At 65.6% G+C, this 22,151-nt stretch carries 21 protein-coding genes; 12 read left to right on the forward strand and 9 right to left on the reverse strand.

From position 1 onward, the window contains the following. Window positions 1-209: 209 nt before the first annotated feature. The 3 genes from K359_RS0112105 to K359_RS51745 form a co-directional block, all read right to left on the reverse strand. Entirely contained in the window at window positions 210-1,172 is a 963-nt protein-coding gene (locus tag K359_RS0112105; RefSeq protein WP_029079586.1) for an acetyl-CoA carboxylase carboxyltransferase subunit alpha, read from the reverse strand. A gap of 292 nt (window positions 1,173-1,464) precedes the next feature. After that, entirely contained in the window at window positions 1,465-2,472 is a 1,008-nt protein-coding gene (gene xerD, locus K359_RS0112110; RefSeq protein WP_051346102.1) for a site-specific tyrosine recombinase XerD, read from the reverse strand. A 17-nt stretch (window positions 2,473-2,489) separates the two neighbouring features. Continuing rightward, window positions 2,490-2,636 carry a hypothetical protein gene (locus K359_RS51745; protein WP_035976483.1) on the reverse strand — a complete coding sequence of 49 codons (147 nt, stop codon included), beginning with the start codon at window positions 2,634-2,636 and terminating at the stop codon, window positions 2,490-2,492. A gap of 145 nt (window positions 2,637-2,781) precedes the next feature. Between K359_RS51745 and K359_RS0112120 the strand changes: the two genes are divergently transcribed. Genes K359_RS0112120 through K359_RS0112130 form a run of 3 tightly spaced genes read left to right on the forward strand, consistent with a single transcriptional unit; the run spans window position 2,782 to window position 5,877 of the window. Then, window positions 2,782-3,414, forward strand: coding sequence for a shikimate kinase (locus tag K359_RS0112120; protein ID WP_029079588.1), 633 nt, complete (start codon window positions 2,782-2,784; stop codon window positions 3,412-3,414). Next, window positions 3,411-4,553, forward strand: a complete 1,143-nt coding sequence (aroB, locus tag K359_RS0112125) for a 3-dehydroquinate synthase (RefSeq protein ID WP_029079589.1) — start codon at window positions 3,411-3,413, stop codon at window positions 4,551-4,553. The genes K359_RS0112120 and aroB overlap by 4 nt, the downstream gene beginning before the upstream one ends. A gap of 16 nt (window positions 4,554-4,569) precedes the next feature. Beyond that, window positions 4,570-5,877 (forward strand): HlyC/CorC family transporter, encoded by a 1,308-nt coding sequence (locus K359_RS0112130; protein ID WP_029079590.1) that lies wholly within the window; start codon window positions 4,570-4,572, stop codon window positions 5,875-5,877. A 147-nt stretch (window positions 5,878-6,024) separates the two neighbouring features. Here the strand turns inward: K359_RS0112130 and K359_RS0112135 are convergent, their stop codons facing one another. Beyond that, on the reverse strand, window positions 6,025-6,474 hold the full coding sequence (locus K359_RS0112135; protein ID WP_029079591.1) for a hypothetical protein: 450 nt from the start codon (window positions 6,472-6,474) through the stop codon (window positions 6,025-6,027). A gap of 125 nt (window positions 6,475-6,599) precedes the next feature. After that, complete coding sequence (locus tag K359_RS0112140; RefSeq protein WP_029079592.1) at window positions 6,600-6,875, reverse strand: BolA family transcriptional regulator; 276 nt, start codon at window positions 6,873-6,875, stop codon at window positions 6,600-6,602. A 109-nt stretch (window positions 6,876-6,984) separates the two neighbouring features. Here K359_RS0112140 and K359_RS0112145 point away from each other — a divergent pair, with 109 nt between their 5' ends. Next, complete coding sequence (locus tag K359_RS0112145; RefSeq protein ID WP_029079593.1) at window positions 6,985-7,623, forward strand: J domain-containing protein; 639 nt, start codon at window positions 6,985-6,987, stop codon at window positions 7,621-7,623. Between the two features lie 193 nt (window positions 7,624-7,816). Here the strand turns inward: K359_RS0112145 and K359_RS0112150 are convergent, their stop codons facing one another. Further along, window positions 7,817-8,911: a citrate synthase/methylcitrate synthase gene (locus tag K359_RS0112150; protein WP_029079594.1), complete on the reverse strand. Its 1,095-nt coding sequence runs from the start codon at window positions 8,909-8,911 to the stop codon at window positions 7,817-7,819. A gap of 76 nt (window positions 8,912-8,987) precedes the next feature. Here K359_RS0112150 and K359_RS0112155 point away from each other — a divergent pair, with 76 nt between their 5' ends. Continuing rightward, window positions 8,988-10,211: a citrate synthase family protein gene (locus K359_RS0112155; protein WP_029079595.1), complete on the forward strand. Its 1,224-nt coding sequence runs from the start codon at window positions 8,988-8,990 to the stop codon at window positions 10,209-10,211. On the opposite strand, the gene K359_RS0112160 is transcribed toward K359_RS0112155, so the two are convergent. Continuing rightward, entirely contained in the window at window positions 10,212-10,874 is a 663-nt protein-coding gene (locus K359_RS0112160; protein WP_029079596.1) for a DedA family protein, read from the reverse strand. 292 nt (window positions 10,875-11,166) lie between these two features. Here K359_RS0112160 and cobS point away from each other — a divergent pair, with 292 nt between their 5' ends. The 5 genes from cobS (at window position 11,167) to K359_RS0112185 (ending at window position 16,809) form a co-directional block, all read left to right on the forward strand. Beyond that, window positions 11,167-12,165, forward strand: a complete 999-nt coding sequence (gene cobS / locus K359_RS0112165) for a cobaltochelatase subunit CobS (RefSeq protein ID WP_029079597.1) — start codon at window positions 11,167-11,169, stop codon at window positions 12,163-12,165. A gap of 3 nt (window positions 12,166-12,168) precedes the next feature. After that, window positions 12,169-12,579 (forward strand): GNAT family N-acetyltransferase, encoded by a 411-nt coding sequence (locus K359_RS0112170; RefSeq protein WP_029079598.1) that lies wholly within the window; start codon window positions 12,169-12,171, stop codon window positions 12,577-12,579. After that, complete coding sequence (gene cobT, locus K359_RS0112175; protein ID WP_029079599.1) at window positions 12,576-14,474, forward strand: cobaltochelatase subunit CobT; 1,899 nt, start codon at window positions 12,576-12,578, stop codon at window positions 14,472-14,474. Before K359_RS0112170 ends, cobT begins: the two co-directional genes overlap by 4 nt. Window positions 14,475-14,477: 3 nt before the next feature. After that, window positions 14,478-15,560 (forward strand): esterase-like activity of phytase family protein, encoded by a 1,083-nt coding sequence (locus tag K359_RS0112180; RefSeq protein ID WP_029079600.1) that lies wholly within the window; start codon window positions 14,478-14,480, stop codon window positions 15,558-15,560. A 136-nt stretch (window positions 15,561-15,696) separates the two neighbouring features. After that, a complete protein-coding gene (locus K359_RS0112185; RefSeq protein WP_029079601.1) occupies window positions 15,697-16,809 on the forward strand; it encodes an NADH:flavin oxidoreductase/NADH oxidase in 1,113 nt (370 codons plus the stop codon). Window positions 16,810-16,830: 21 nt separating this feature from the next. Here the strand turns inward: K359_RS0112185 and K359_RS0112190 are convergent, their stop codons facing one another. Beyond that, a complete protein-coding gene (locus K359_RS0112190; protein WP_198031138.1) occupies window positions 16,831-18,342 on the reverse strand; it encodes an FAD-dependent oxidoreductase in 1,512 nt (503 codons plus the stop codon). A 55-nt stretch (window positions 18,343-18,397) separates the two neighbouring features. Here K359_RS0112190 and K359_RS51750 point away from each other — a divergent pair, with 55 nt between their 5' ends. Together K359_RS51750 and K359_RS0112200 are read left to right on the forward strand one after the other, a co-directional pair. After that, entirely contained in the window at window positions 18,398-18,982 is a 585-nt protein-coding gene (locus K359_RS51750; protein ID WP_051346095.1) for a TetR/AcrR family transcriptional regulator, read from the forward strand. Window positions 18,983-19,086: 104 nt separating this feature from the next. Further along, window positions 19,087-20,187, forward strand: coding sequence for an LLM class flavin-dependent oxidoreductase (locus K359_RS0112200; RefSeq protein WP_029079603.1), 1,101 nt, complete (start codon window positions 19,087-19,089; stop codon window positions 20,185-20,187). Between the two features lie 77 nt (window positions 20,188-20,264). Here K359_RS0112200 and K359_RS0112205 read toward each other — a convergent pair whose 3' ends face one another. Further along, window positions 20,265-21,947 (reverse strand): phospholipase D-like domain-containing protein, encoded by a 1,683-nt coding sequence (locus K359_RS0112205; protein ID WP_084518364.1) that lies wholly within the window; start codon window positions 21,945-21,947, stop codon window positions 20,265-20,267. Window positions 21,948-22,151: the final 204 nt, after the last annotated feature.

Here is a 22,151-nt window from a genome sequence, read left to right on the forward strand (position 1 = left end):
GGGCGTTATTCGCGACCCCAACACGGCGAATATGCCCTGAAGCCATTGTGTAAAATATTAGCCTTCGACACCCCCAGCTCGCAACCTGAACAGGGGCTGACGGCCCTCACGGTAGCAGGCATGGTTCAAGGAACGTTAAAGACCCTGCTCAGGGCCCAATTACGGCAAAATCAGGCGATTTGGGCGAAAAATCCGGCGGTTTGGGCGCCTCAGCCGAGCTTGCGGCCGATATCGAGGAACTTTTGGCGCCGCTGTTTGCGAATCGCGTCCGGATCAAGATTTCGTAGGTCGTTGAGGGCCTGGGCGATGGCATCGCCCGTGGTCGTGATCATCGCGGCGGGGTCGCGATGAGCGCCGCCCGAGGGCTCCCTCAGGATCTGGTCGATCACGCCGAAGCGCAGCATGTCCTGGGCGGTGATCTTCATGCTGTTGGCGGCTTCCTGCGCCTTGGTGCCGTCGCGCCACAGGATCGAGGATGCCGCCTCCGGCGAGATCACGCTGTAGATCGCGTGCTCCATCATCAACACGCGGTTGGCCGTGGTGATGGCGATGGCGCCGCCCGACATGCCTTCGCCGGTGACGATCGCGACATTGGGCACGCCGAGCGAGAGGCAGGCGTCGGTCGAGCGCGCGATCGCCTCGGCCTGGCCGCGCTCCTCGGCGCCGATGCCGGGATAGGCGCCGGCGGAATCGACGATCGACAGCACCGGGATGCCGAAGCGGTCGGCCATCTCCATCAGGCGCACCGCCTTGCGGTAGCCCTCGGGGCGCGCCATGCCGAAATTGTGCTTGATGCGGCTGTCGGTGGTGGCGCCCTTCTCCTGGCCGACCACGCAGATGCTCTCGCCGCGGAAGCGGCCGAAGCCGCCGATCAGGGCCTCGTCGTTGGCAAATTTGCGATCGCCGGCCATCGGCGTGAATTCGGTGATCAGGCCGCCAATGAAATCGGTGAAGTGCGGCCGCTGCGGATGCCGCGCCACCAGCGTCTTCTGCCACGGCGTCAGGTTGGCATAGAGCTCGGTGAGCGCCTGCGCCGCCTTGTCCTCGATCCGTGCGACCTCGTCGCCGATGTCGCTGCCGCTTGCGGCAAGCGCTCGCAACTCGTCGATCTTGGATTCAAGCTCGGCGACGGGTTTTTCGAAGTCGAGATAGCTGCGCATCGGGTCGGGCATCAACTCAATATAGGAAGGAAGGGTGCGAGGGGCGAAGCGGTTTCGGCGTAGAGAAGAGAAGTTTTGTAACTTCAATCGGTTAACGCACATCCGGGCAGAATGCATGCTTCGGGATCGCAGGCAGGTGACGCTGTTTCTGCGGAGATGCCGCCGAAGTCAAGGCGGATCAGCTGACGATATCGATGTCTCCGGTCCATGTAGCCCGGATGAAGCGAAGCGCAATCCGGGGCAAGTCGACCCGCGGGTGGAGCGTCCCCGGATTTCGCTTGCGCTGCGTCCGGGCTACGGACGCCTACGATTTCTCGGCCAGCGGATGCAGGTCGCGGACCAGGCTCTTCAGCCGCTCCTCGACCACATGGGTATAGATCTGGGTGGTCGAGATGTCGGTGTGGCCGAGCAGGGTCTGCACGATGCGCAGGTCCGCGCCATTGTGCAGCAGATGGCTGGCGAAGGCGTGGCGCAGCACGTGCGGGGAGACTAGTCGCGGTGCCAGTCCGGAGGCGGCGGCAAGCTCCTTCAGGTCGCGGGCAAAATGCTGCCGGGTCAGGTGACCGCTTTCGCCGGAGGACGGAAACAGCCATTTCGACGGCGCGGCCTTCTTCGCCTTCGGCTGTATCACCTCGCTCGCCGCGAGGTAGTCCGCCATCGCGTGGCGCGAGGCGTCGTTCAGCGGCACCAGCCGCTCCTTGTTGCCCTTGCCGCGCACCACGATCATCCGCGCATCGCGCCGCGCGGCGGAGACCGGCAGCGACACCAGCTCGGAGACGCGCAGGCCGGTGGCGTAGAGCACCTCGAGCAAGCAATAGAGCCGCAGCGCGCGCAGCCGCTGCGCCGGCGAGACGTCGGTCTGGGTCAGTTCCTTGGCATGGGTCAGCATGCGGTCGACATCGGCGATCGACAGCACCTTGGGCAGGCCGCGGCCGCGCTTCGGCCCGGACAGGATCGCGGCTGGATCGTCGCCGCGGACCCGCTCGTTGAGCAGGAAGCGGTAGAGATGCCGCATCGCCGACAGCCGCCGCGCCACGCTCGACGACTTGAAGCCCCTGGTATCGAGGTCGGCAAGGTAGCCGCGCAGGCTCTCGGTGTCGGCGCCTGTGAAGTCGGTGTCGGCATGGGCGAGGTAGTCGGAGAAGTCGGTGAGGTCGCGCCGGTAGGCGTCGAGCGTGTTGCGGCCTGCGCCCTGTTCCGCGGCGAGCATGTCGAGGAACAACGCGGTCAGCTTGGCGTCGGAGGACTTCGGCTGAGCCGTCTTGGCCGGAGCCTGTGCGGGGGTCTTGGTGATCTTGGCGGAAGCGCGCATGCCAAGACTCATAGCGCCTATTTCTTGAGGAACTTATCCGGCGGGATGGTCAGGCTCATTTCCCGCGGCTTCGGGGTCACGAAATTCGCCAGCGCGAAGACGATACCGTAGCCGATCCCGAAAATCACGGCGACGACCGTCAGGAAGCGGAACAGGCTGGGCATGGAGGCGACTCAGGCGGCGAATTAACCAATGAAATCATCCAACATGTTCCCCGCGCCGTTGCAAGAGTCGCTGGTAACGGTGTCGCCGGGGGTAGTATAGGTGGCTCGAATTCTGAACAATTCGTCCCAATATCCGAGCTTTTTGATGTCCGACGCAGCCGTCCCGGCGCCCACCCACCCGACCCTGGAGGCCGACATTGCGGCCGCGCTGGGGACGCGGTCGATCGTGCTGGTCGGCATGATGGGGGCCGGCAAGTCGACCATCGGACGGCGGGTGGCGGCGCGGCTCAAGCTGCCGTTCGCCGACGCCGACACCGAGATCGAGGCGGCGGCGAGGATGACGATCCCGGAGATCTTCGAGACCCATGGCGAGCCTTATTTTCGCGACGGCGAGGCGCGGGTGATCGCCCGCATCCTCGACTCTGGCCCGATCGTGCTCGCGACCGGCGGCGGCGCGTTCATGCGCGAGGAGACCCGCAACCGGATTCGCGACCGCGCGATCTCGATCTGGCTCAAGGCCGACAGTGATATCATCATGCGCCGGGTCCGCCGCCGCGCCGATCGTCCGCTGCTGCATACCGCCGACCCCGAGGCGACCGTCAACCGGCTGCTCAGCGAGCGCGAGCCGGTTTACCAAAACGCCGACCTGACGATCGCCTCGCGCGACGTGCCGCACGACCGCATCGTCGACGAATGCCTCGAGGCCCTGCATGCGCATCTGTGCGGCGCGCGCCCGGCGGACGAGCCACCATCTGATGGATTGAACGCGACCTCATGACTGCGCCCTTGAAACATTCCGCCTCCGTTACCGTCGATGTCGCGCTCGGCGACCGCGCCTATGACATCGTCATCGGCCGCGACGTGCTGCAATCGCTGGGCGAGCGCGTCGCGGCGCTGCGGCCCGGCGTGCGTACCGCCATCGTCACCGACCGCACCGTCGCCAAGCACTGGCTGGAGCCGACCGAAGCGTCGCTCAAAGCCGCAGGCGTGCCGACCTCACGGATCGTCGTCGAGGAAGGCGAGGGCTCGAAGAGCTATGCGACCCTGACGCAGGTCAGCGAAGCGCTGGTCGGGGCGAAGATCGAGCGCAACGATCTGGTGATCGCACTCGGCGGCGGCGTGGTCGGCGATCTCGCCGGCTTCGCGGCCGCGATCCTGCGCCGCGGCGTCGATTTCGTGCAGGTGCCGACCTCGCTGCTGGCGCAGGTCGATTCCTCCGTCGGCGGCAAGACCGGCATCAACTCGCCGCAGGGCAAGAACCTGATCGGCGCGTTCCATCAGCCCGTGCTGGTGATCGCCGACACCTCGGTGCTCGACACGCTGTCGCCGCGCCAGTTCCGCGCCGGCTACGCCGAGGTCGCGAAATACGGCATTCTCGGCGACGAGGCCTTCTTCGCCTGGCTCGAAAAGAATCACGCAGACATCTTCACAGGCGGCGCCGGGCGCGAGCACGCGATCGCAACCTCCTGCCGTGCCAAGGCCGCGATCGTCTCCCGCGACGAGCGCGAGACCGGCGAGCGCGCGCTGCTCAATCTCGGTCACACTTTCGGTCATGCGCTGGAAGCGGCGACCGGCTTCTCCGACCGCCTGTTCCATGGCGAGGGCGTCTCGGTCGGCATGGTGCTTGCGGCTGAATTCTCGGCGCAGCTCGGCATGATTTCGTCTGATGATGCCACCCGCATCGCGCGTCATCTGTCCGCGGTAGGATTGCCGACGCGGCTGCAGGATATCGCAGGCTTCACGCAGGAAGGTCTCGCCGACGCCGACGCGCTGCTGGCGCTGATGGCGCAGGACAAGAAGGTCAAGCGCGGCAAGCTCACCTTCATCCTGCTGGAGGCGGTCGGCCGCGCCGTGATCGCCAACAATGTCGAGCCACAGCTGGTGCGCGACTTCCTGCAAGCCAAGCTGAAGGCCTAAACCACGGATCACGCCAGTGGGCTGGTTAACCTTCTCGATCGTGCTGGTCTGTCTCTTCATCTCCGCGTTCTTCGCGGCGAGCGAGACGGCGCTGACCGGCGCCTCGCGCGCCAGCATGCTGCGGCTGTCGAAACAGGGCAACAGCGATGCCGGCGTCGTCTCGAAGCTGATCAACATGCGCGAGCGCATGATCGGCGCGCTGCTGCTCGGCAACAACATCGCCAATATCGGCGCCTCGGCGCTGGCGACCGGCGTGTTCACCGCCTGGTTCGGCGATGTCGGCGTGCTCTACGCCACCGCGGTCATGACCGTGATGGTCGTGGTGTTCGCCGAGGTGCTGCCCAAGACCATCGCGATCAACGCGCCCGACCGCATCTCGCTGCTGGTCGCGCGGCCGATGCGGCTGACGATCTTCGTGCTGGGGCCGCTGCTCACCATCATCGAGACCATCGTGCTGGCGCTGATGAAGCTGCTCGGTATCAAGGTCGGGGCGCATCAGGCGGTGCTGTCGCCGACCGAGCGTTTGCGCGGCGCGGTCGATCTCTTGCATCACGAGGGCAAGGTCGAGAAGCAGGACCGCGACATGCTCGGCGGCCTTTTGGACCTGAGCGAGCTGCAGGTCTCCGACGTGATGGTCCACCGCACCGAGATGACCATGGTTAACGCCGACCTGCCGCCCGAGGAACTGGTGCGCGAGGTGCTGGCCAGCGAATACACCCGCATCCCGCTGTGGCGCGAGAAGCCGGAGAACATCGTCGGCGTGCTGCACGCCAAGGATCTGCTGCGCGCAATCCGCGCCAATGAGGGCGACATGTCGGCGATCGACGCCTCCGCGATCGCGCTGCCGCCGTGGTTCGTGCCGGAGATGCGCCCGGTCTCCGAGCAGTTGAAGGCGTTCCGCCGCCGCAAGACCCACTTCGCCCTCGTGGTCGACGAGTATGGCGAGGTCGAAGGCATGGTGACGCTGGAAGATATTCTGGAGGAGATCGTCGGCGACATCTCCGACGAGCACGACGTGGTCGTCGCCGGTGTCCGTGCGCAGCCGGACGGCTCGGTCGTGGTCGATGGCTCGGTGCCGATCCGCGATCTCAACCGCGCCATGGACTGGCGCCTGCCGGACGAGGAGGCGACTACGGTCGCCGGCCTCGTGATCCATGAGGCGCGCTCGATTCCCGATCGCGGCCAGAGCTTCACCTTCCACGGCTTCCGCTTCCGCGTGCTCCGCCGCGAGCGCAACCGCATCACGGCGCTGCGTATCGTCGCAGTGCCGCGCGAGGCCGAGCACGACGAGAAGAAGCCGAAGCGGGCGGGGACGGCGTTTTAGTTTGAGTTGGCTGGCTGCTAGTCTCGTTACCCTGAGGAGCGCGCATCGCGCGCGTCTCGAAGGGTCGACGGCCCGGCTGTTGGCCGTGCATCCTTCGAGACGCGCTACGCGCTCCTCAAGATGACGGGTCTGATAGGCACGCCAGAGCTACTCGATATCGATCGAGATGCCCGACAGCTTCCAGGCGCCGTCGGAGGCGATGAAGCCGAGCTGATACTTCACCTGCTTCGGCGTGGTGTCGAAATGGCCCTTCAGCCGCAGCACGCCCTTTTCGTCGATCTTGGCGTCCTCATCGAGCACGATCGGCCTGGCGACCACGGCGTCGAACACGGCGTGCTTGTCGACCAGGTCCTTGAAGATCGTCTTCAGCTTGTCGGGCGGAAACTGGTCGCGGAACGGTTTTGAGATCTTGGCATGGAATACGGTGAAATTGTTCGCCGCCACCGCATCGTTGAGCGACACCAGGATGCTCTTGATCAGCACCTCCTGGACGAACGGGCTCGGCATATCCAGCGCCGCGGCCGGGCGCATTGCGCAGATCAGGAGCAGGCCGGCGGCGGTTGCGATCGACCGGAGGCGTGGCCAGCAAGGGATCATCAACGGCCCCACGTAGATCGGTGGCGATGCGATACGCTGACCTGCCCGCATATGGAGCAGGTCCGTCGCCGAGTATCCGTCCTCAATAAAGGAAAACTGTGGCGGCGTCTTGAGGCCAGCGCGAACTAGCGCGGCTTTTCCCCGAGGGCGTGTGCATGGATCGCCAGCGCGTGCACCGAGCCGGCGAGTTCCTGCGCCAACGTCGCATTTATCATGCGATGACGTTCGATCCGGCTCTTCCCTTCGAAGGCCGGAGACACAATATATACCCTGAAATGCGTCTCGCCGCCTGGCCTGTGGCCGGCGTGGCCTTCATGCAGATGTGACTCATCGACCACGTCGAGGCTTTCGGGCAAGAAAGCTTCACGCAACTTGTTTATGATAGTGTCTTTGGTGCTCATGGCGGCGGAGTTAGGTCCGCGACGGCTTTTCGTCAATGGTGCAAGCGGGAAACGAGGTCTGCGCAATGTCAAGACTTGAAGAATTGTGCATTGCGTAGTCAAAGAGAACATGCCGATCGATTCATCAAAATTCTTCGACTCCATTCGCATCAAGCCGACCAAGGTGAGTGCGAAGCGCACGGCGCAGGCCGGCGAGCAGGCTGTGACCTGCGAGTGGGCGGGTTGCCAGAACAAGGGTGCGCACCGCGCCCCGAAGGGGCGTGAGAATTCGCGCGAATACTGGCACTTCTGTCTCGATCACGTCCGCGAGTACAACCAGTCCTACAATTTCTTCCAGGGCATGAATCCCGACGATGTCGCGCGCTACCAGAAGGACGCGCTGACCGGCCATCGCCCGACCTGGAAGATGGGCGCCAACAGCGGCAAGAAGGGCGACGACGGTCTCGACGCCGCCTCCGATCCGTTCCACGTGTTCTCCGAGCTCAACGGCCGCGGCCGCTGGCGCCCCGGACCGGGCGGCGCGGAGCCGAAGCCCGAGACCCGCAAGGTCATGAATGCCGAGCGCAAGGCGCTTCTGGTGATGGGGCTCGGCGCCGGCGCGACGCTGGAAGACGTGAAGGCGAAGTACAAGGCGCTGGTGAAGCAGCACCATCCCGACGCCAATGGCGGCGACCGCTCCACCGAGGATCGCCTGATCGAGATCATCAAGGCGTATAATTACCTGAAGACTGTGGTGCGCGAGGCCTGAGTTTTTGCCTCTGTCGCACTTGTGAAAATGCGCCGTTTCGCACCTCCCCTTGAAAAGGGGAGGTCGCTTTGCTCGCCAGAGCAAAGCGGGTGGGGATCTGCTCTCTCCACAAACACCGTCATCTGCGGCTGACCCCCATCCCAACCTTCCCCCGTTCAGGGGGAAGGAGAAGAGCCTCGTAGCCCTTTAGCGTTCAGCCCTTCGGCACTGCCCCGACATAGGATGAGCTCGGCCGGATCAGCCGTCCGGTGCGCCGATGCTCCAGGGCGTGCGCGGTCCAGCCCGCGGCGCGGGCCACGGCGAAGATCGGCGTGAACGCCTGCCGCGGGATTTTCAGCCCGTCGAGCAGGATCGCGGTGAAGAACTCGACATTGGTCTCGAGCGGCCGCTCCGGGTTCTTCTTGCGCAATGCCCCGCGGATATAGGCCTCGACCTCGCCGGCAAACGGCAGGTCGGCGCCGTCGGCCTCCAGGCGCTCGATCGCAACCTTCAGCACGTCGGCACGCGGGTCGCGCACCCGATAGACGCGATGGCCGAACCCCATCAGCCGCTCGCCGCGCGCCAGCGCGTCGTCGACCCAGGGCTTGATGCGCTCGCGCGTGCCGATCGCATCCAGCATCTCGAGCACCGGTTCCGGCGCGCCGCCATGCAGCGGCCCGGTCAGCGCGCAATAGCCGCCGGTGATGGCCGCGAACAGGTCGGCCTGGGTGGAGGCGATCACCCTTGTGGTGAAGGTCGACGCGTTCATGCCGTGATCGCAGACGGTGACGAAATAGGCGTCGAGCGCGGCGACCTCGCGCGGCGCGGCCTTGCGGCCCAGCAGCATCCGCAGCGTGTCGGCGGCGTGGCTGGCATTCGCCTCGGGCGCGATCGGATCGCTGCCCCGGGCACGCTGGACCAGGGCGCCGGCGATCACCGGGAAGGCGCCGACAATGGTCGCCTCGTGCTCCAGTCCGTTCTCGCCGCGCAGCCCTGCGATCGCGGCGCGGAAGCCGTCGCCGATCGACATGCCGCAGGTCGCCGGCAGCAGGTCCTCTAGCCGCGCAAAGGCGCGCTCGCGGGCGGCGCCGAGGCTGGCGCGGACATTGGCCTCGCTCAGCGACTTGCCGGTGGCGCCGTTCCACAGCCGCGCCGTGACGCCCTCGAAGCTCGACTTGCCCGCGAGGTTGGCGACGTGCTCGCCGGCGATGATCAGTTCGCCGCGCTCGCCGTCAACATGGCTCAACACGGTCTCAGCGGCGGGAACGCCGTCCAGACCGATCTGACTCTTGGTGAGATGCACATTCATGGCCCGATCTCCTTGCTTCACGCCTTCAAGATCGGGCCTCTCGACGAGTTGATCAATCTTGATTATATCAATCAATATGAAAAAATCCGTCGAGCTTTACCTCTCCGCCCGGGAAGCCGCCGCCGAGCTCGCGATCTCGCCGGCGACCCTCTACGCCTATGTCAGCCGCGGGCTGATCCGCTCCGAGCCATCGCCGGATTCGCGCAGCCACCGCTACCGCGCCGAGGACATCCGGGGCTTGAAGGAGCGCCGCGTGCCGTCGCCGGAGCCGCGCGGGTTGCGCAATTTCGACGCCGACCTGCCGGTGATGGATTCGGCGATCGCCACCATCACCGAGCAGGGCCCGATCTATCGCGGCGTGAATTGCGTCGATCTGGCCGAGCGCGACACGCTGGAGCACACCGCGACGCTGCTCTGGGACGTCACCGGCGTTGATCCGTTCGCCTCAGACAATTGTCCGCATGTCTCGGATGAAATGCGCGCGATCGCGGAGGCCGCGCGCCGCGCCCAGCCGATCGACCGCACGGTCGCCGTGCTGGCGCTGGCGGCAAGCGCCGATCCCGGCGCCTTCACGCGTGCGCCCGACGGCCGCGCGATGGTCGGCGGGCGCATTCTGCGGCTGCTGGTCGCGACGATGCTGAACTCGGCGCCATCGGCGGACCTGCTGCACGAGCAGGTGGCGCGGGTCTGGACATCGGACAACAAGCACGCGCCCGATCTGATCCGCCGCGCGCTGGTGCTGCTCGCCGAACATGAACTGAACGCCTCCACCTTCACCGCGCGCTGCGCGGCATCGACCGGGCTCAATCTGTACGACGCGGTGATTGCGGGGCTCGTCGCGCTGAAGGGGCCGATGCATGGCGGCGCCGGCGTGCTCGCTTCGCGCCTGGTCAGGACAATGATCGACAACGACGTTGCGCCGGTCGTTCGCGAGCGCGTCGCGCTGGGCGAGCGGTTCGCCGGCTTCGGGCACGGCGTCTACAAGAAGGGCGACCCGCGCGCGATCTCGCTGCTCGAGGCGCTGACGCGGGCCGGCGCACCGCGCAAATTCACCCGGGAGGTGCCCGAGCGGATCGCGGAGGCGACCGGCGAATTCGTCAACATCGATTACGCGCTGGCGGTGCTGGTGCATGCGCTGCGGATGCCGGCGGGCAGCGAACTGGCGCTGTTTGCGATGGCCCGCAGCGTCGGCTGGATCGCGCATGCCAGCGAGCAGCTTCAGCTCGGCAAGCTGATCAGGCCTCGCGCGCGCTATGTCGGCCCGGCGCCCGGGCGGGCCGGCGCGACCAACAGTATCTAGCTATTTGGCCGGCTTGGCCGGTTCGATCAGGCTGCCGCCATGGCGGCGGCGGATGGTCCAGATCGCGAGCGCCAGGATCACGGCGCCGCCCGCCACCGCAAACATCCAGAGATGCTTGCCGACATGCTCGTGATGCGGCAGCCCGGCATAGTCGTGCAGCGCGGTGACGGCGAGCACGCCGGGCAGTACATGCGCCGGCGCCCAGAGCAGGATCGCGGGGATGTTGACCGCGTAGAAGCGCGCCGGCGGCATGTCGAGCGCACCGGCCGTGATCGGCACGAAGGCGCGGATCGGCGGCACGAAGCGGGCGAAGAACACCGCGAGCACGCCCCAGCGGTTGAAGAAGGCCTCGCTCTGCGCGACCACGCGCGGATAATTGGAGAGCGGCCAGGCCGAGAGGATCTCGCGCTGGCTGCGGTGGCCGATCATATAGGCCGTGCCGTCGCCGAGCATCGCACCGGCAGCCGCCGCGGCGAGCACCGGCCAGAGCTTCAATTCGCCGCCCGGCACCAGTGCGCTTAGCGCCAGGATGATGGTCGAGCCCGGCACCAGGGAGCCGACCACCGGCACCGCCTCCAGCAAGGCGGCCAGAAACAGGGTCAGATAGGCAAGCCAGGCATGGGCTGAAACGAACGCAATCAAGGGGTCCAGGAATGAAGTCACAAAATTCCCATGTGGCGGTGATATCGATCTGAGAGCTATCAACTCCCCGCCGGGCTGAAAAGTGCCCGGCCGGGCAGGCCGCATTGGCGCTGCGGCGAAAGTACGGCGGGATTTGCAGGGCAGCCTTCCAAAAACCGAGTTTCACTCCTATCTTTATGATAGAACAACGAAACTTTGATTTGCCCGCGGGCTTCTGCCGGCCGTTGCTCTCTGCTAGGCTTGTGCGAAGCACCCCATCCGCAGCCAAATGACCTAATCTGGTTTCGGGAATGCCCGGGACCTCGGAGGATGAATGACGACCGCCGTCCAGACCAAAGAGCAAGAACCCGTCGGAATGCCCGACATGAAGGTGTCGGTTCGGCAGGTCTTCGGGATCGATAGCGATCTGGAAGTTCCCGCCTATTCCGCAGTCGATCCGCACGTGCCGGAAGTCGACAGCGATTATCGCTTCGACCGCGCCACCACGCTTGCGATCCTCGCCGGCTTCGCCAAGAACCGCCGCGTGATGGTCACCGGCTATCACGGCACCGGCAAATCGACCCACATCGAGCAGGTTGCGGCCCGCCTCAACTGGCCCTGCGTGCGCGTCAATCTCGACAGCCACATCAGCCGTATCGATCTCGTCGGCAAGGACGCCATCGTGGTCAAGGAGGGCAAGCAGGTCACCGAATTCCGCGACGGCATCCTGCCCTGGGCCCTGCAGCACAATATCGCGCTGGTGTTCGACGAATACGACGCCGGCCGCCCGGACGTGATGTTCGTGATTCAGCGCGTGCTGGAAGTCTCCGGCCGCCTGACGCTGCTCGACCAGAACAAGGTGATCAAGCCGCATCCGGCGTTCCGCCTGTTCTCGACCGCCAACACGGTCGGCCTCGGCGACACCTCGGGCCTCTATCACGGCACCCAGCAGATCAACCAGGGCCAGATGGACCGCTGGTCGATCGTCACCACGCTGAACTACCTCGCCCATGACGAGGAAGTGGAGATCGTGCTGGCCAAGGCGAAACACTATCGCACGCAGGAAGGCCGCGACATCGTCAACAAGATGGTGCGACTTGCGGACCTCACCCGTAACGCGTTCGCCAATGGCGACCTGTCGACGGTGATGAGCCCGCGCACGGTGATCACCTGGGCCGAGAACGCCGACATCTTCAACGACATCGGCTTCGCGTTCCGCGTCACCTTCCTCAACAAGTGTGACGAGCTGGAGCGGCCGCTGGTCGCCGAGTTCTACCAGCGCTGCTTCAACGTCGAGCTGCCGGAATCCTCGGTCAACGTGGCGCTCAGCTAGTCCATGCCGAAAATCTCCGTCGAGCGCACAGTCACACAGACGAAGAAGGCGGTGCTCGGCGGATTGCTCCGCTACAACCACGAGAAGATGGGGAAGCAGAAGTACAAGCGCTTCGCCATCTCGCTGCGGCAAGGCGACGAGATCGTCGGCGGCATCGTCGGCGAGGTCTGGACCGCGGTGTTGTTCATCCAGTTGTTCTGGATGGAGCAAAAGTTTCGCAACAGGGGTTTTGGCGCGAAGCTGATCAAGGCGATCGAGGACGAGGCGCGGCGCTTCGGGGCGACGCGATCCTATCTGGATACGATGAGCTTCCAGGCGCCGGGCTTCTACCGCGCCAACGGATATAAAGAGTTCGGTTCGATTGAGGGGTATCCCGGCGGCGTCACGCGCCACTGGCTTACGAAATCACTATGACAACCTCCAATATCAAATTCCGTCCCGGGTCGAAGGAAGCGCCGACCGAGCCGTTCAAGCGCTCGGTGTCGGCGTGCCTGAAGGCGATCGCCAAGAAGCCGGAGCTCGAAGTCAGCTTCGCCGCCGAGCGGCCGGGGCTTGCGCCCGGCAAGGCGCGGCTGCCGGAGCCGGCGCGCAAGATGACCAAGCGCGATGCGGCGATCGTGCGCGGCCATGCCGATTCGATCGCGCTGAAAATCGCCTGTCACGATCCCAAGGTGCATCGCAAGCTGATGCCGGGCAATCCGCAGGCGCGCGGCGTGTTCGAGGCAGTCGAGCAGGCGCGCGTCGAGGCGATCGGCTCGCGACGGATGTCCGGCGTTGCGAAGAACCTGACCGCGATGCTCGACGATCATTTCCATCGCGGCAAGTATGACGAGATCACCGACCGCGCCGATGCGCCGTTGTCGGACGCGCTGGCGATGCTGGTGCGTGAACGCCTGACCGGCATGGCGCCGCCCGCGGCCGCCAAGAAGATGGTCGATCTCTGGCGCCCGACGCTGGAGGACAAGATCGGCTCGCGGCTCGACAAGCTCAGCCGCTTCACCGAGGACCAGGCCAAGTTCGGCGACCTCGTCCATGATCTACTGTCGGCGCTCGACCTCGGCGACGACCGCAACATGGATTCCGACGATGACGACGATCAGGACGAGAACCAGGACGGCGAGAGCGATCAGTCCGGTGCCGAGGGTTCGCCCGATTCCGATGCCGCGCAGGAGATGAGCGCCGACCAGGCGCAGACGACGGCGGAAGAGATGAGCGAAAGCGCGATGGAGAGCGCGCAGGCCTCCACCAGCGATACGTTTGACGACGGCGAGCTCGGCGACGATGAGACGCCGGGCGAGGCGACGCGGCCGAATTCACGCGGCCAGAACGAGCCGCGCGGTCCGGAATATCATGCCTTCGCGCCGAAGTTCGACGAGGTGATCGCGGCCGAGGATCTCTGCGATCATGACGAGCTGGAGCGGCTGCGCTCCTATCTCGACAAGCAGCTCGCGCATCTGCAGGGTATCGTGGCGCGGCTTGCCAACCGCCTGCAGCGCCGCCTGATGGCGCAGCAGAACCGCGCCTGGGAGTTCGATCTCGAAGAGGGCATCCTCGACCCGGCGCGGCTGTCGCGCGTCGTGACCGATCCCTATCACCCGCTGTCCTTCATGCATGAGAAGGAGGCGACCTTCCGCGACACCGTGGTGACGCTGCTGCTGGACAATTCCGGCTCGATGCGCGGCCGTCCGATCACGGTCGCCGCTACCTGCGCCGACATCCTGGCGCGCACGCTGGAGCGTTGCGGCGTCAAGGTCGAGATTCTCGGCTTCACCACCCGCGCCTGGAAGGGCGGGCAGTCGCGCGAGGCGTGGCTTGCCGCCGGCAAGCCGGCCAATCCCGGCCGCCTCAACGATCTGCGCCACATCATCTACAAGTCCGCCGACGCGCCGTGGCGTCGCGCGCGGAAAAATCTCGGCCTGATGATGCGCGAGGGCCTGCTCAAGGAGAACATCGACGGCGAGGCGCTCGACTGGGCGCACAAGCGCCTGCTGGCGCGTCCCGAGCAGCGCCGCATCCTGATGATGATCTCCGACGGTGCGCCGGTCGACGATTCCACGCTGTCGGTCAATCCGGGCAACTATCTGGAGCGGCACCTGCGTCACATCATCGAAGAGATCGAGACCCGCTCGCCGGTCGAGCTGATCGCGATCGGCATCGGTCACGACGTCACGCGCTACTATCGCCGCGCCGTCACCATCGTGGACGCCGAAGAACTCGGTGGCGCCATCACCGAAAAGCTCGCCGAGCTGTTCAGCGAGACCCACGGCTCGGCGCCCGCTCAAGGCACCCGGCGCCGCCTCCACTCGTGAGATATGCGCTCACACCTTAGCCGCCGCCGTTTCCTTCGAGATATGGCGGCGGGACTGTCGGCGGCCGCGCTGCCGCGTCTCGCGCAGGCACAGAGCGCCACCGAGCCGCCGCTGACGCCGGGACCATCCGGCAGGCCGGGCCGTCATCGCGTGGACGAACCTGTCGCGGTCGAGGTCAATGCGCGGCCGCTGCCGTCGTTCGACATCCGCGATCGTGCGCGCACGCGGTTCGGCGCGCTGGAATATCGCAGCGGCCTGATCCTGACCTCGTCGTTCTCCGGCTTCGGCGGCCTCTCCGCATTGCGGCTCGATCCCAAGGGCGAGCGCTTCATCGCGGTCAGCGATCAGGGCAGTTGGTTCACCGGCCGCATCGTCTATCGCGGCCGCGAGATGGCCGGGCTCGACGATGTCGAGGCGGCGCCGCTGCTCGCCTCCGACGGCAGGCCGATCACCGCGACGCGCGGCTGGTACGATTCGGAATCGCTCGCGCTCGACGGCTCGTTCGCCTATGTCGGGCTCGAGCGGGTCAACCAGGTGCTGCGCTACGATTTTTCCAAGGGCTTTACCCGGTCGCGCGGCGAGGTGGTGCCGCTGCCGGCGGCGGCGCGCAAGCTGCCCAACAACAAGGGGCTAGAGGCGCTGGTGTTCGTGCCGAAAGGCCAGCCGCTTGCCGGCACGCTGATCGCGTTCTCGGAGCGCGGGCTCGATGCGAGCGGCAATCTGATCGCCTTCCTGGTCGGCGGCAAGACGCCGGGGCAGTTCAGCGTGCGCCGCACCGAGAATTTCGACATCAGCGACGCGGTGCTGCTGCCGTCGGGCGAACTGTTGATCCTCGAGCGGAAGTTCTCCTGGCTCGGTGGCGTCGGCATCCGCATCCGCCGCCTCGCGCTGTCCGACATCGCGCCCGGCGCCATCGTCGATGGCCCTGCGATCTTCAACGCCGATCTCGGCAACGAGATCGACAACATGGAAGGCATCGACGCCCATGTCACCGCGGAGGGCGAGACCGTGCTGACCATGATCTCGGACGACAATTTCTCACTAATCCAGCGCAATCTGCTGCTGCAGTTCACGCTGGTGGACTGATCCGCCGCGCCGAAGGGGCGGCGCGATCGCATTGCTGATCTGCGTCCCGGCCCGCGTGGCCGTCCGGACGGTTGGTGATCGCGGCCGCCGCCTCTATCTTAACCGTGCCCTTTCCCCGATCCCGGATACCGTCCACATGAGCACCCTGTTTTCTCCGATCGAACTGCGCGGCCTGAAACTCTCCAATCGCATCATGGTCGCGCCGATGTGCCAATATTCGGCGATCGACGGCTCCGCCAACGACTGGCACTTCACCCATATCAACATGCTGGCGCTGTCGGGCGCCGCGATGTTCTGTATCGAGGCCACTCATGTCGAGGATATCGGGCGGATCACGCCGGGCTGCCTCGGGCTTTACAGCGATGCCAATGAGGCGGCGCTGAAGCCGATCCTGGCCTCGGTGCGCAAGCATTCGAAGGCGGCGGTCGCGATGCAGCTCGCCCATGCCGGCCGCAAGGCCTCGAGCCAGCGGCCCTGGGAAGGCGGGCAGTTGATCCCGATTGCCGAGGGTGGCTGGCAGACGGTGGCGCCGTCTGATGTCCCGCACAAGGAAGGCGAGGCCGCACCGGTCGCGCTCGACGATGCCGGCCTGAAGCGGATCCGCGAGGCCTTCGTCGCCTCAGCAAAGCGGGCCGACCGGCTCGGCATCGACGCGATCGAGCTGCACAGCGCGCACGGCTATCTCTTGCACCAGTTCCTGTCGCCGCTCGCCAACAAGCGCACCGATCGCTACGGCGGCTCGCTCGAGAACCGGATGCGTTTCCCGCTGGAAGTGTTCGATGCGGTGCGCGCCGTGTTTCCCGATCGCAAGCCGGTCGGCGTCCGGGTCTCGGCGACCGATTGGGTCGAGGGTGGCTGGGACGTCGCGCAGACCATCGAATATACGAAGGAGTTGAAGAAGCGCGGCGTCGACTGGATGGACGTCTCCTCCGGCGGCGTCTCGGCGCTGCAGAAGATCCCGCTCGCACCCGGCTATCAGGTGCCGGCGGCGCAGGCGGTGCGGGAGGCGACTGGCGTCACCACGATGGCGGTTGGCCTGATCACGGAAGCGAAGCAGGCGGAGGAGATCGTCGCCTCAGGGAAGGCCGACATGGTCGCGCTCGCCCGCGGCATGCTCTACGACCCGCGCTGGGGCTGGCACGCCGCCGCCGAGCTCGGCGGCGAGGTGAACGCGCCGCCGCAATACTGGCGCTCGCAGCCCTCGACGCAGAAGGCGCTGTTCGGCAAGACCACGTTCGGGGCGCGCTGACCGCGCGCCTCGCCTGCGAGGTCAATGCGTGGCGGGCCCGAACCATCGCACCAGCGCGGCGTCGAGGCCCATCGTATCGGCGTCGTCGGCCGCCCAGGCGATGCAGGCATCCGGACGGATCAGCAGCGAAGGGCCGCTGCGTCTTGGCATGCATCGGACAAAGATGTCCCAGTGGGCTGCGATCGCTGACGCAGCGCTGCCCGTGGCATCGAGCAGCACGGCCCTGCCGTCCTCCATCTGATCGAACAGCGTCGTTGCCGCGCCGTCGTCGCCGAGCGCAAAATTGCCGGCGAGCCGGCCGACCAGCGGATGATCGCTGCCGAGGTCGTAGCGGATCTTGATGCCGCTGATCATTTCGCCGAAGTAGCGGGTGCCCTCGTCGAGGCTCATCAGCTCCGCGACGATGTCGCGCAGCGCGTCGGTCATGGCATCCGGCCGCATCAATGCGACCTGGGCGCGGGTGTTGGCGAGCACCTTCGCCGCGATCGGATGCCGCTCCTCCGTATAGCTGTCCAGCAGGCTCTCCGGCATGCGATCGCAGACAACCGCCGCAAGCTTCCAGCCGAGGTTGACTGCATCGAGCAGGCCGAGATTCAAGCCCTGCCCGCCGAACGGCGAGTGCACATGCGCCGCGTCGCCCACCAACAGGATACGTCCCCTGCGATAGTCGGTGGCCTGCCGCGCATGGTCGGTGAAGCGCGTGGCGGTCTTGACGGCGGTGACGCGGACGTCGGCGCCGCTGATCCGGCGCAGGGTGGTCTCGATCTCCTCGCGCGTCACGGGTGCGCTGCGATCGGCCGGCGGCCCGTCGAACTCGGCGAGGAACACCCGGCCGGGAATCGGTCCATACGCCATCATGCCGACCGGCGTTCGCCGCCAGCCGACTGGCAGCAGTCGATCCGGATAATCCAGCTCGACGATGGCCTGGTGTCCGGTGAGGGTCGGGTCGGTGCCGGGAAAGTCGAAGCCGGCGCGCTTGCGCACCGCGCTGCGTCCGCCGTCGCAGCCGACGAGATAGGCGGCGTGCAGCTCGACATCGCCGGACGCACCCGTCGTCCGCGCCACGACGCCGTCTCCGTGATCCCCAAAATCGATCAGCTCGCAGCCGCGCCTGATCTCGATCCCGAGCGCCCGGGCGCGCTCGCCCAGCATCTTCTCCAGGGCTTGCTGGTTCACGCCGCGCAGCCGTCGGTCCGGCTCGTGCTGCCGTGTCTGGTCGATCAGGAAAATGCCGGAGAAGTGACCGCCGAATTTCTTGAACGGCAGTTCGCTCTGGCCGTCCGCGCCCTTCATGAGGCGGGACATGCTCTCCGCCATGGCGCGTTCGACCGCATCCATCGCGTCGGCAAGGCCGCGGCGCTCCAGTGCCTCGCCTGCGAGGGCGCCGATCGCGCCGGCCTTGATGGTCTGGTCGGGCTCGCTCAGCCGCTCGATGACGACCACGTCGGCGCCGCCCAGGGTCAATTCGATCGCCAGCAGCAGTCCGGTCGGCCCGGCGCCGACCACCACCACATCCGTTCGTTCACGCGTCACGCCGTCACCATATTTTTATACTGGGTATAATATTTAGTATGCGACGCGTCAGGCGATCTCGGACGTCGCCACCGAGCTGTTTTTGGAACGCGGCTTCGACAATGTTTCGGTGGCTGAAATTGCCGAGGCCGCCGAGGTCTCCCGGATGACGGTGTTCAATTACTTTCCGCGCAAGGAAGATCTGTTCTTCGACCGCGAAGAGGAAAGCCGCCAGATTCTGAAGACCGCGTTTGCCGAGCGAGCACCCGGCGAGGCGCCGCTCGTGACCCTGCGCAAGCTGGTGCAGAGCCTGGCGGATCGAGCGCATCCGTTCGCGAAATTCACCGATGCAACGGCGAAATTCTGGCGCACCGTCGCAGAGAGCCCGGCGCTCGCGGCGCGGGCGCGCGAGATGCGTGACGAGTTCATCGATGATCTCGCGACCGTGCTGGCGGGCGCGATCAAGCGGCCGCTCGCCGACGCCGATGCCCGGCTCGCCGCTTCGATGGTGGTGACGGCAATCACCGTCGCCTATGCGGAAGGGCTTCGCGCGCACAAGGCCCGCAGATCGGCCGCATCGTCACGCGAGGCCTTCCTCCAGATCATGGAGCGAAGCTTTTCGGGGATCGCGGCCATGCTGAAGGATACGCCCTTCGCATAATCCCGGCCCGGCTGCATGCGACAAGGCCATTGTTCTGCCGCGGCCATGGCGGGTACTCTTCCATCGCGTGCGGAAGACACGCATCAGACAAAGAGAGGAAACCCATGGAACTCGGATACTTCGCGATGCCGTCGCATCCGCCGGAGTGCGGATTGAAGGAGGGCCACGACTGGGACCTGCGGGTGCTGCGCTGGCTGGACGAGCTCGGCTACCAGGAAGCCTGGATCGGCGAGCATCACACCGCACCGTGGGAGCCGCACCCGTCGCCTGATCTGTTGGTCGCGCAGGCTTTGCTGCAGACCAAGACTCTGCGCATCGGCCCCGGCGGTTTCCTCCTGCCCTATCATCACCCCGCCGAACTCGCGAACCGCGTTGCGATGCTCGATCACATCTCGAACGGGCGATTGAACTTCGGCGTCGCGGCTAGCGGCCTGCCGAGCGACTGGGCGATGTTCAACGTCGACGGCATGTCGGGCCAGAACCGCGACATGACCCGCGAGGCGCTCGAAATCATCCTGAAAATGTGGACCGAGCCGGCGCCGTGGACCCACAAGGGCAAGTTCTGGACGGTGACCAAGCCGGACACGATGTTCGATTTCCTCAAACCGCATATCAAGCCGCAGCAAGCGCCGCATCCGCCGATCGGCGTCGCCGGCCTGTCGAAGAACTCGGACACGCTGAAGCTCGCCGGTGAACGCGGCTTCATTCCGATGAGCCTCAATCTCAATCCTGCCTATGTCGGCAGCCATTGGGACTCAGTGGAAGCCGGCGCCGCCAAGACTGGCCGCAAGCCGAGCCGCAAGGACTGGCGCATGGTGCGCGAGGTGTTCGTCGCCGACACTGATGCGGAGGCGTGGAAGCTCTCGACCGGCGACATGATGGGCCGGATGATGGGTGAGTATTTTCTCCCCTTGCTCGGTCACTTCGGTTTCAAGGATTATTTGAAAGCCTCGCCCGACGTGCCTGACAGCGAAGTCACCGTCGAATATTGCGCCCGCAACAACTGGATCGTCGGTTCGCCCGCGACCGTCACCGAGAAGATCGAGAAGATCTACCAGGAGGTCGGCGGCTTCGGCGTGCTGCTGGTGTTCGGCTTCGACTACAAGCACAAGCCCGAGGCCTGGCACAATTCGCTGCGGCTGCTGAAGCAGGAGGTGCTGCCGCGGCTGAAGCATCTCGACGCCTCGGTCGGCCGCGCGGCGTAGCGAGTGAGGTAGAACGCGGGGCAGCGGCGACGCTGCCCTGTGTTTCATGTCATGACCCCCGATAGGAGATCAGGCAGTCAGGTCGTGCCGAGCCAGAACCGCGTCTCGGTTTCCGCCCAACCCTTGCCGATGCGGTTGCTCAGCCAGGCATCGCTGCGCTTCAGCCCCTTGTCCGTCTGGCCCTCCGGCGTGTTGCGCCAGGCCTGCCAGCGATACTGACCGTAGATGCTGACGATGCGCGCGGCGTAAGTTAGCGCGAGCTGCGAATCGCCTCTGATGATGACGAGATTGTCGTCGTTCTTGGTGCTGGCGCGGTCAGAGAAATTGTGCGAGCCGGTCATGACCACCGGGTTCTTGCCGGCCGGATCCAGCACGATCACCTTGCTGTGCACGGCGATCATGAATTTTCCGGTGTTCTTGATCTCGTGCTCCCACCAGTCGGCGGTCTTGTCGATGCCGGCGGGCCGGATCACGTCGGCGATCTGCTTGCCCTTGAACACCTGCTGCTGGCCGTCGCCGGCCAGCAGTTGCAGCTGATCCTTCGGGCTGTCCTTGCCCTGCGCCGGGAAATTGTTGAGCACGCCGCGGACATAGAGCTTCTTGTCCTGCGCCTTCTCCAGGATCGGGCCGAGCAGGCCCTTGTTGCCGGGATTGAGCATCAGGCACACCGCGCCATGCTCGGTGTCCTCGATCATCTTGGTGGCTTCCTTGAGATCGCCGCTCTTGGTGGTCGGCGTGAACCAGACGCTGACCTTCGACGGGCCGATGGTGAACGGCCATTCCTTATCGCCGGCCACCGCCAGCGCCTTCGGCGACTTGCTGCCGTCGTCGTAGATCAGCTTCCAATGGTCGTAGTAGGCCGCGGCGATCTTGTCGTCGGTGATCTCGAGGCCGTTGTTGTTCTGGGTGCACAGTCCGGTGCGCGTCCAGTTGGTGCTGCCGGTCCAGACCGCCTTCGGTGTCTGCGCGCCGTCGCAGAACACCGCGAACTTGTTGTGCGCGTAGCGGCTCGGCGCGATCTTGCGGCGAACGATGTCGACGCCGGCCTTCTTCAGCACGCCGGCGTTCTTCTCGGTGTCCTTTGCCGTGGCGTCGGACTTGCCGGTGCTGTTGCCGAGCACGACATGGGCCTTGCCTTTCAGCGCGGTCAGCGCCGCGATCAGTTCGGGATCGTTGAGCTCGTAAAGCGCGAGATAGACGTCGCGCTTGTTCTTTTTGGCATCGGCCAGTAACGCGAGCAGGCGGGCGCCAAGCTGTCCCTTGAGGAAGTCGCGAATCTTGTTGCCCTTGGTCGAGATCGCCTTCTCCAGCGTCTGCGCCGGCTTCTTGTCCTTGCCGATCGCGCGCGACAGCCATTGCGCCGAGATCGTGCCGCGGTTGAACCACGGCTTCAGCGGGCCCGACGGCGTCGCGGAGACGTAGTCGGTCCATGTCGACGGCGCGTTGGCCGCAGGCTTTACCTTGGTATCGCCGTCCTTGAGGACGGGCACCACGCCGTAGCGGACCGGAGCATCGGCCGGCGCCAGGAAATCGGTCCAGTTGGTCTTCTGCACCGGCCATTCGGTGCTCGGCCGATGCTCGCCGGACTTGTGGCCCTGCGCCTGATCCTCGAACCCGACCCAGGTGTCGACCACGGTCGCGGTCTTGCCCTGCTGCTGGCGATACAGCGCGAAGCCCAGACAGTTCGGGATCATTGCCGATACTTCCCAGACCACGAAGATGCCGTCTGTGGTTGGAAACGCCTGAATTCGGGAAATCATGGTGATGCCTCCAAATCGCTGGTGAAAATAGCCGGTCGATATGAAACTGGCGCGTCAGCACTCCCCGGGGATCCGTGGTGTCGCGTCGGATCGTTCCAGGCGTCTGGCAGCCCATCTAGCAAAGGGAGCATAGCAGCTGATCTACAACCCGAACTGTCGGCTGGATCACAGATGGATCACGCCGGGCGGCTCCGTGTCGGGTCG

It is taken from the genome of Bradyrhizobium sp. th-b2 (assembly GCF_000426785.1).
In the GTDB taxonomy this organism is placed as follows: Bacteria; Pseudomonadota; Alphaproteobacteria; order Rhizobiales; family Xanthobacteraceae; genus Bradyrhizobium; species Bradyrhizobium septentrionale.

What these genes read in the sequence shown, in the direction of transcription:
- K359_RS0112145 (WP_029079593.1), top strand. Translation starts at nt 6,985, where the DNA reads ATGCCGATCGATTCATCAAAATTCTTCGACTCCATTCGCATCAAGCCG.
- K359_RS0112120 (WP_029079588.1), top strand. Translation starts at nt 2,782, where the DNA reads ATGTCCGACGCAGCCGTCCCGGCGCCCACCCACCCGACCCTGGAGGCC.
- K359_RS0112185 (WP_029079601.1), top strand. Translation starts at nt 15,697, where the DNA reads ATGAGCACCCTGTTTTCTCCGATCGAACTGCGCGGCCTGAAACTCTCC.
- K359_RS0112170 (WP_029079598.1), top strand. Translation starts at nt 12,169, where the DNA reads ATGCCGAAAATCTCCGTCGAGCGCACAGTCACACAGACGAAGAAGGCG.
- K359_RS0112135 (WP_029079591.1), bottom strand. Translation starts at nt 6,474, where the DNA reads ATGATCCCTTGCTGGCCACGCCTCCGGTCGATCGCAACCGCCGCCGGC.
- cobT (WP_029079599.1), top strand. Translation starts at nt 12,576, where the DNA reads ATGACAACCTCCAATATCAAATTCCGTCCCGGGTCGAAGGAAGCGCCG.
- cobS (WP_029079597.1), top strand. Translation starts at nt 11,167, where the DNA reads ATGACGACCGCCGTCCAGACCAAAGAGCAAGAACCCGTCGGAATGCCC.
- aroB (WP_029079589.1), top strand. Translation starts at nt 3,411, where the DNA reads ATGACTGCGCCCTTGAAACATTCCGCCTCCGTTACCGTCGATGTCGCG.
- K359_RS0112180 (WP_029079600.1), top strand. Translation starts at nt 14,478, where the DNA reads ATGCGCTCACACCTTAGCCGCCGCCGTTTCCTTCGAGATATGGCGGCG.
- K359_RS0112200 (WP_029079603.1), top strand. Translation starts at nt 19,087, where the DNA reads ATGGAACTCGGATACTTCGCGATGCCGTCGCATCCGCCGGAGTGCGGA.
- K359_RS51745 (WP_035976483.1), bottom strand. Translation starts at nt 2,636, where the DNA reads ATGCCCAGCCTGTTCCGCTTCCTGACGGTCGTCGCCGTGATTTTCGGG.
- xerD (WP_051346102.1), bottom strand. Translation starts at nt 2,472, where the DNA reads ATGCGCGCTTCCGCCAAGATCACCAAGACCCCCGCACAGGCTCCGGCC.
- K359_RS0112150 (WP_029079594.1), bottom strand. Translation starts at nt 8,911, where the DNA reads ATGAATGTGCATCTCACCAAGAGTCAGATCGGTCTGGACGGCGTTCCC.
- K359_RS0112205 (WP_084518364.1), bottom strand. Translation starts at nt 21,947, where the DNA reads ATGATTTCCCGAATTCAGGCGTTTCCAACCACAGACGGCATCTTCGTG.
- K359_RS0112155 (WP_029079595.1), top strand. Translation starts at nt 8,988, where the DNA reads ATGAAAAAATCCGTCGAGCTTTACCTCTCCGCCCGGGAAGCCGCCGCC.
- K359_RS0112105 (WP_029079586.1), bottom strand. Translation starts at nt 1,172, where the DNA reads ATGCCCGACCCGATGCGCAGCTATCTCGACTTCGAAAAACCCGTCGCC.
- K359_RS0112140 (WP_029079592.1), bottom strand. Translation starts at nt 6,875, where the DNA reads ATGAGCACCAAAGACACTATCATAAACAAGTTGCGTGAAGCTTTCTTG.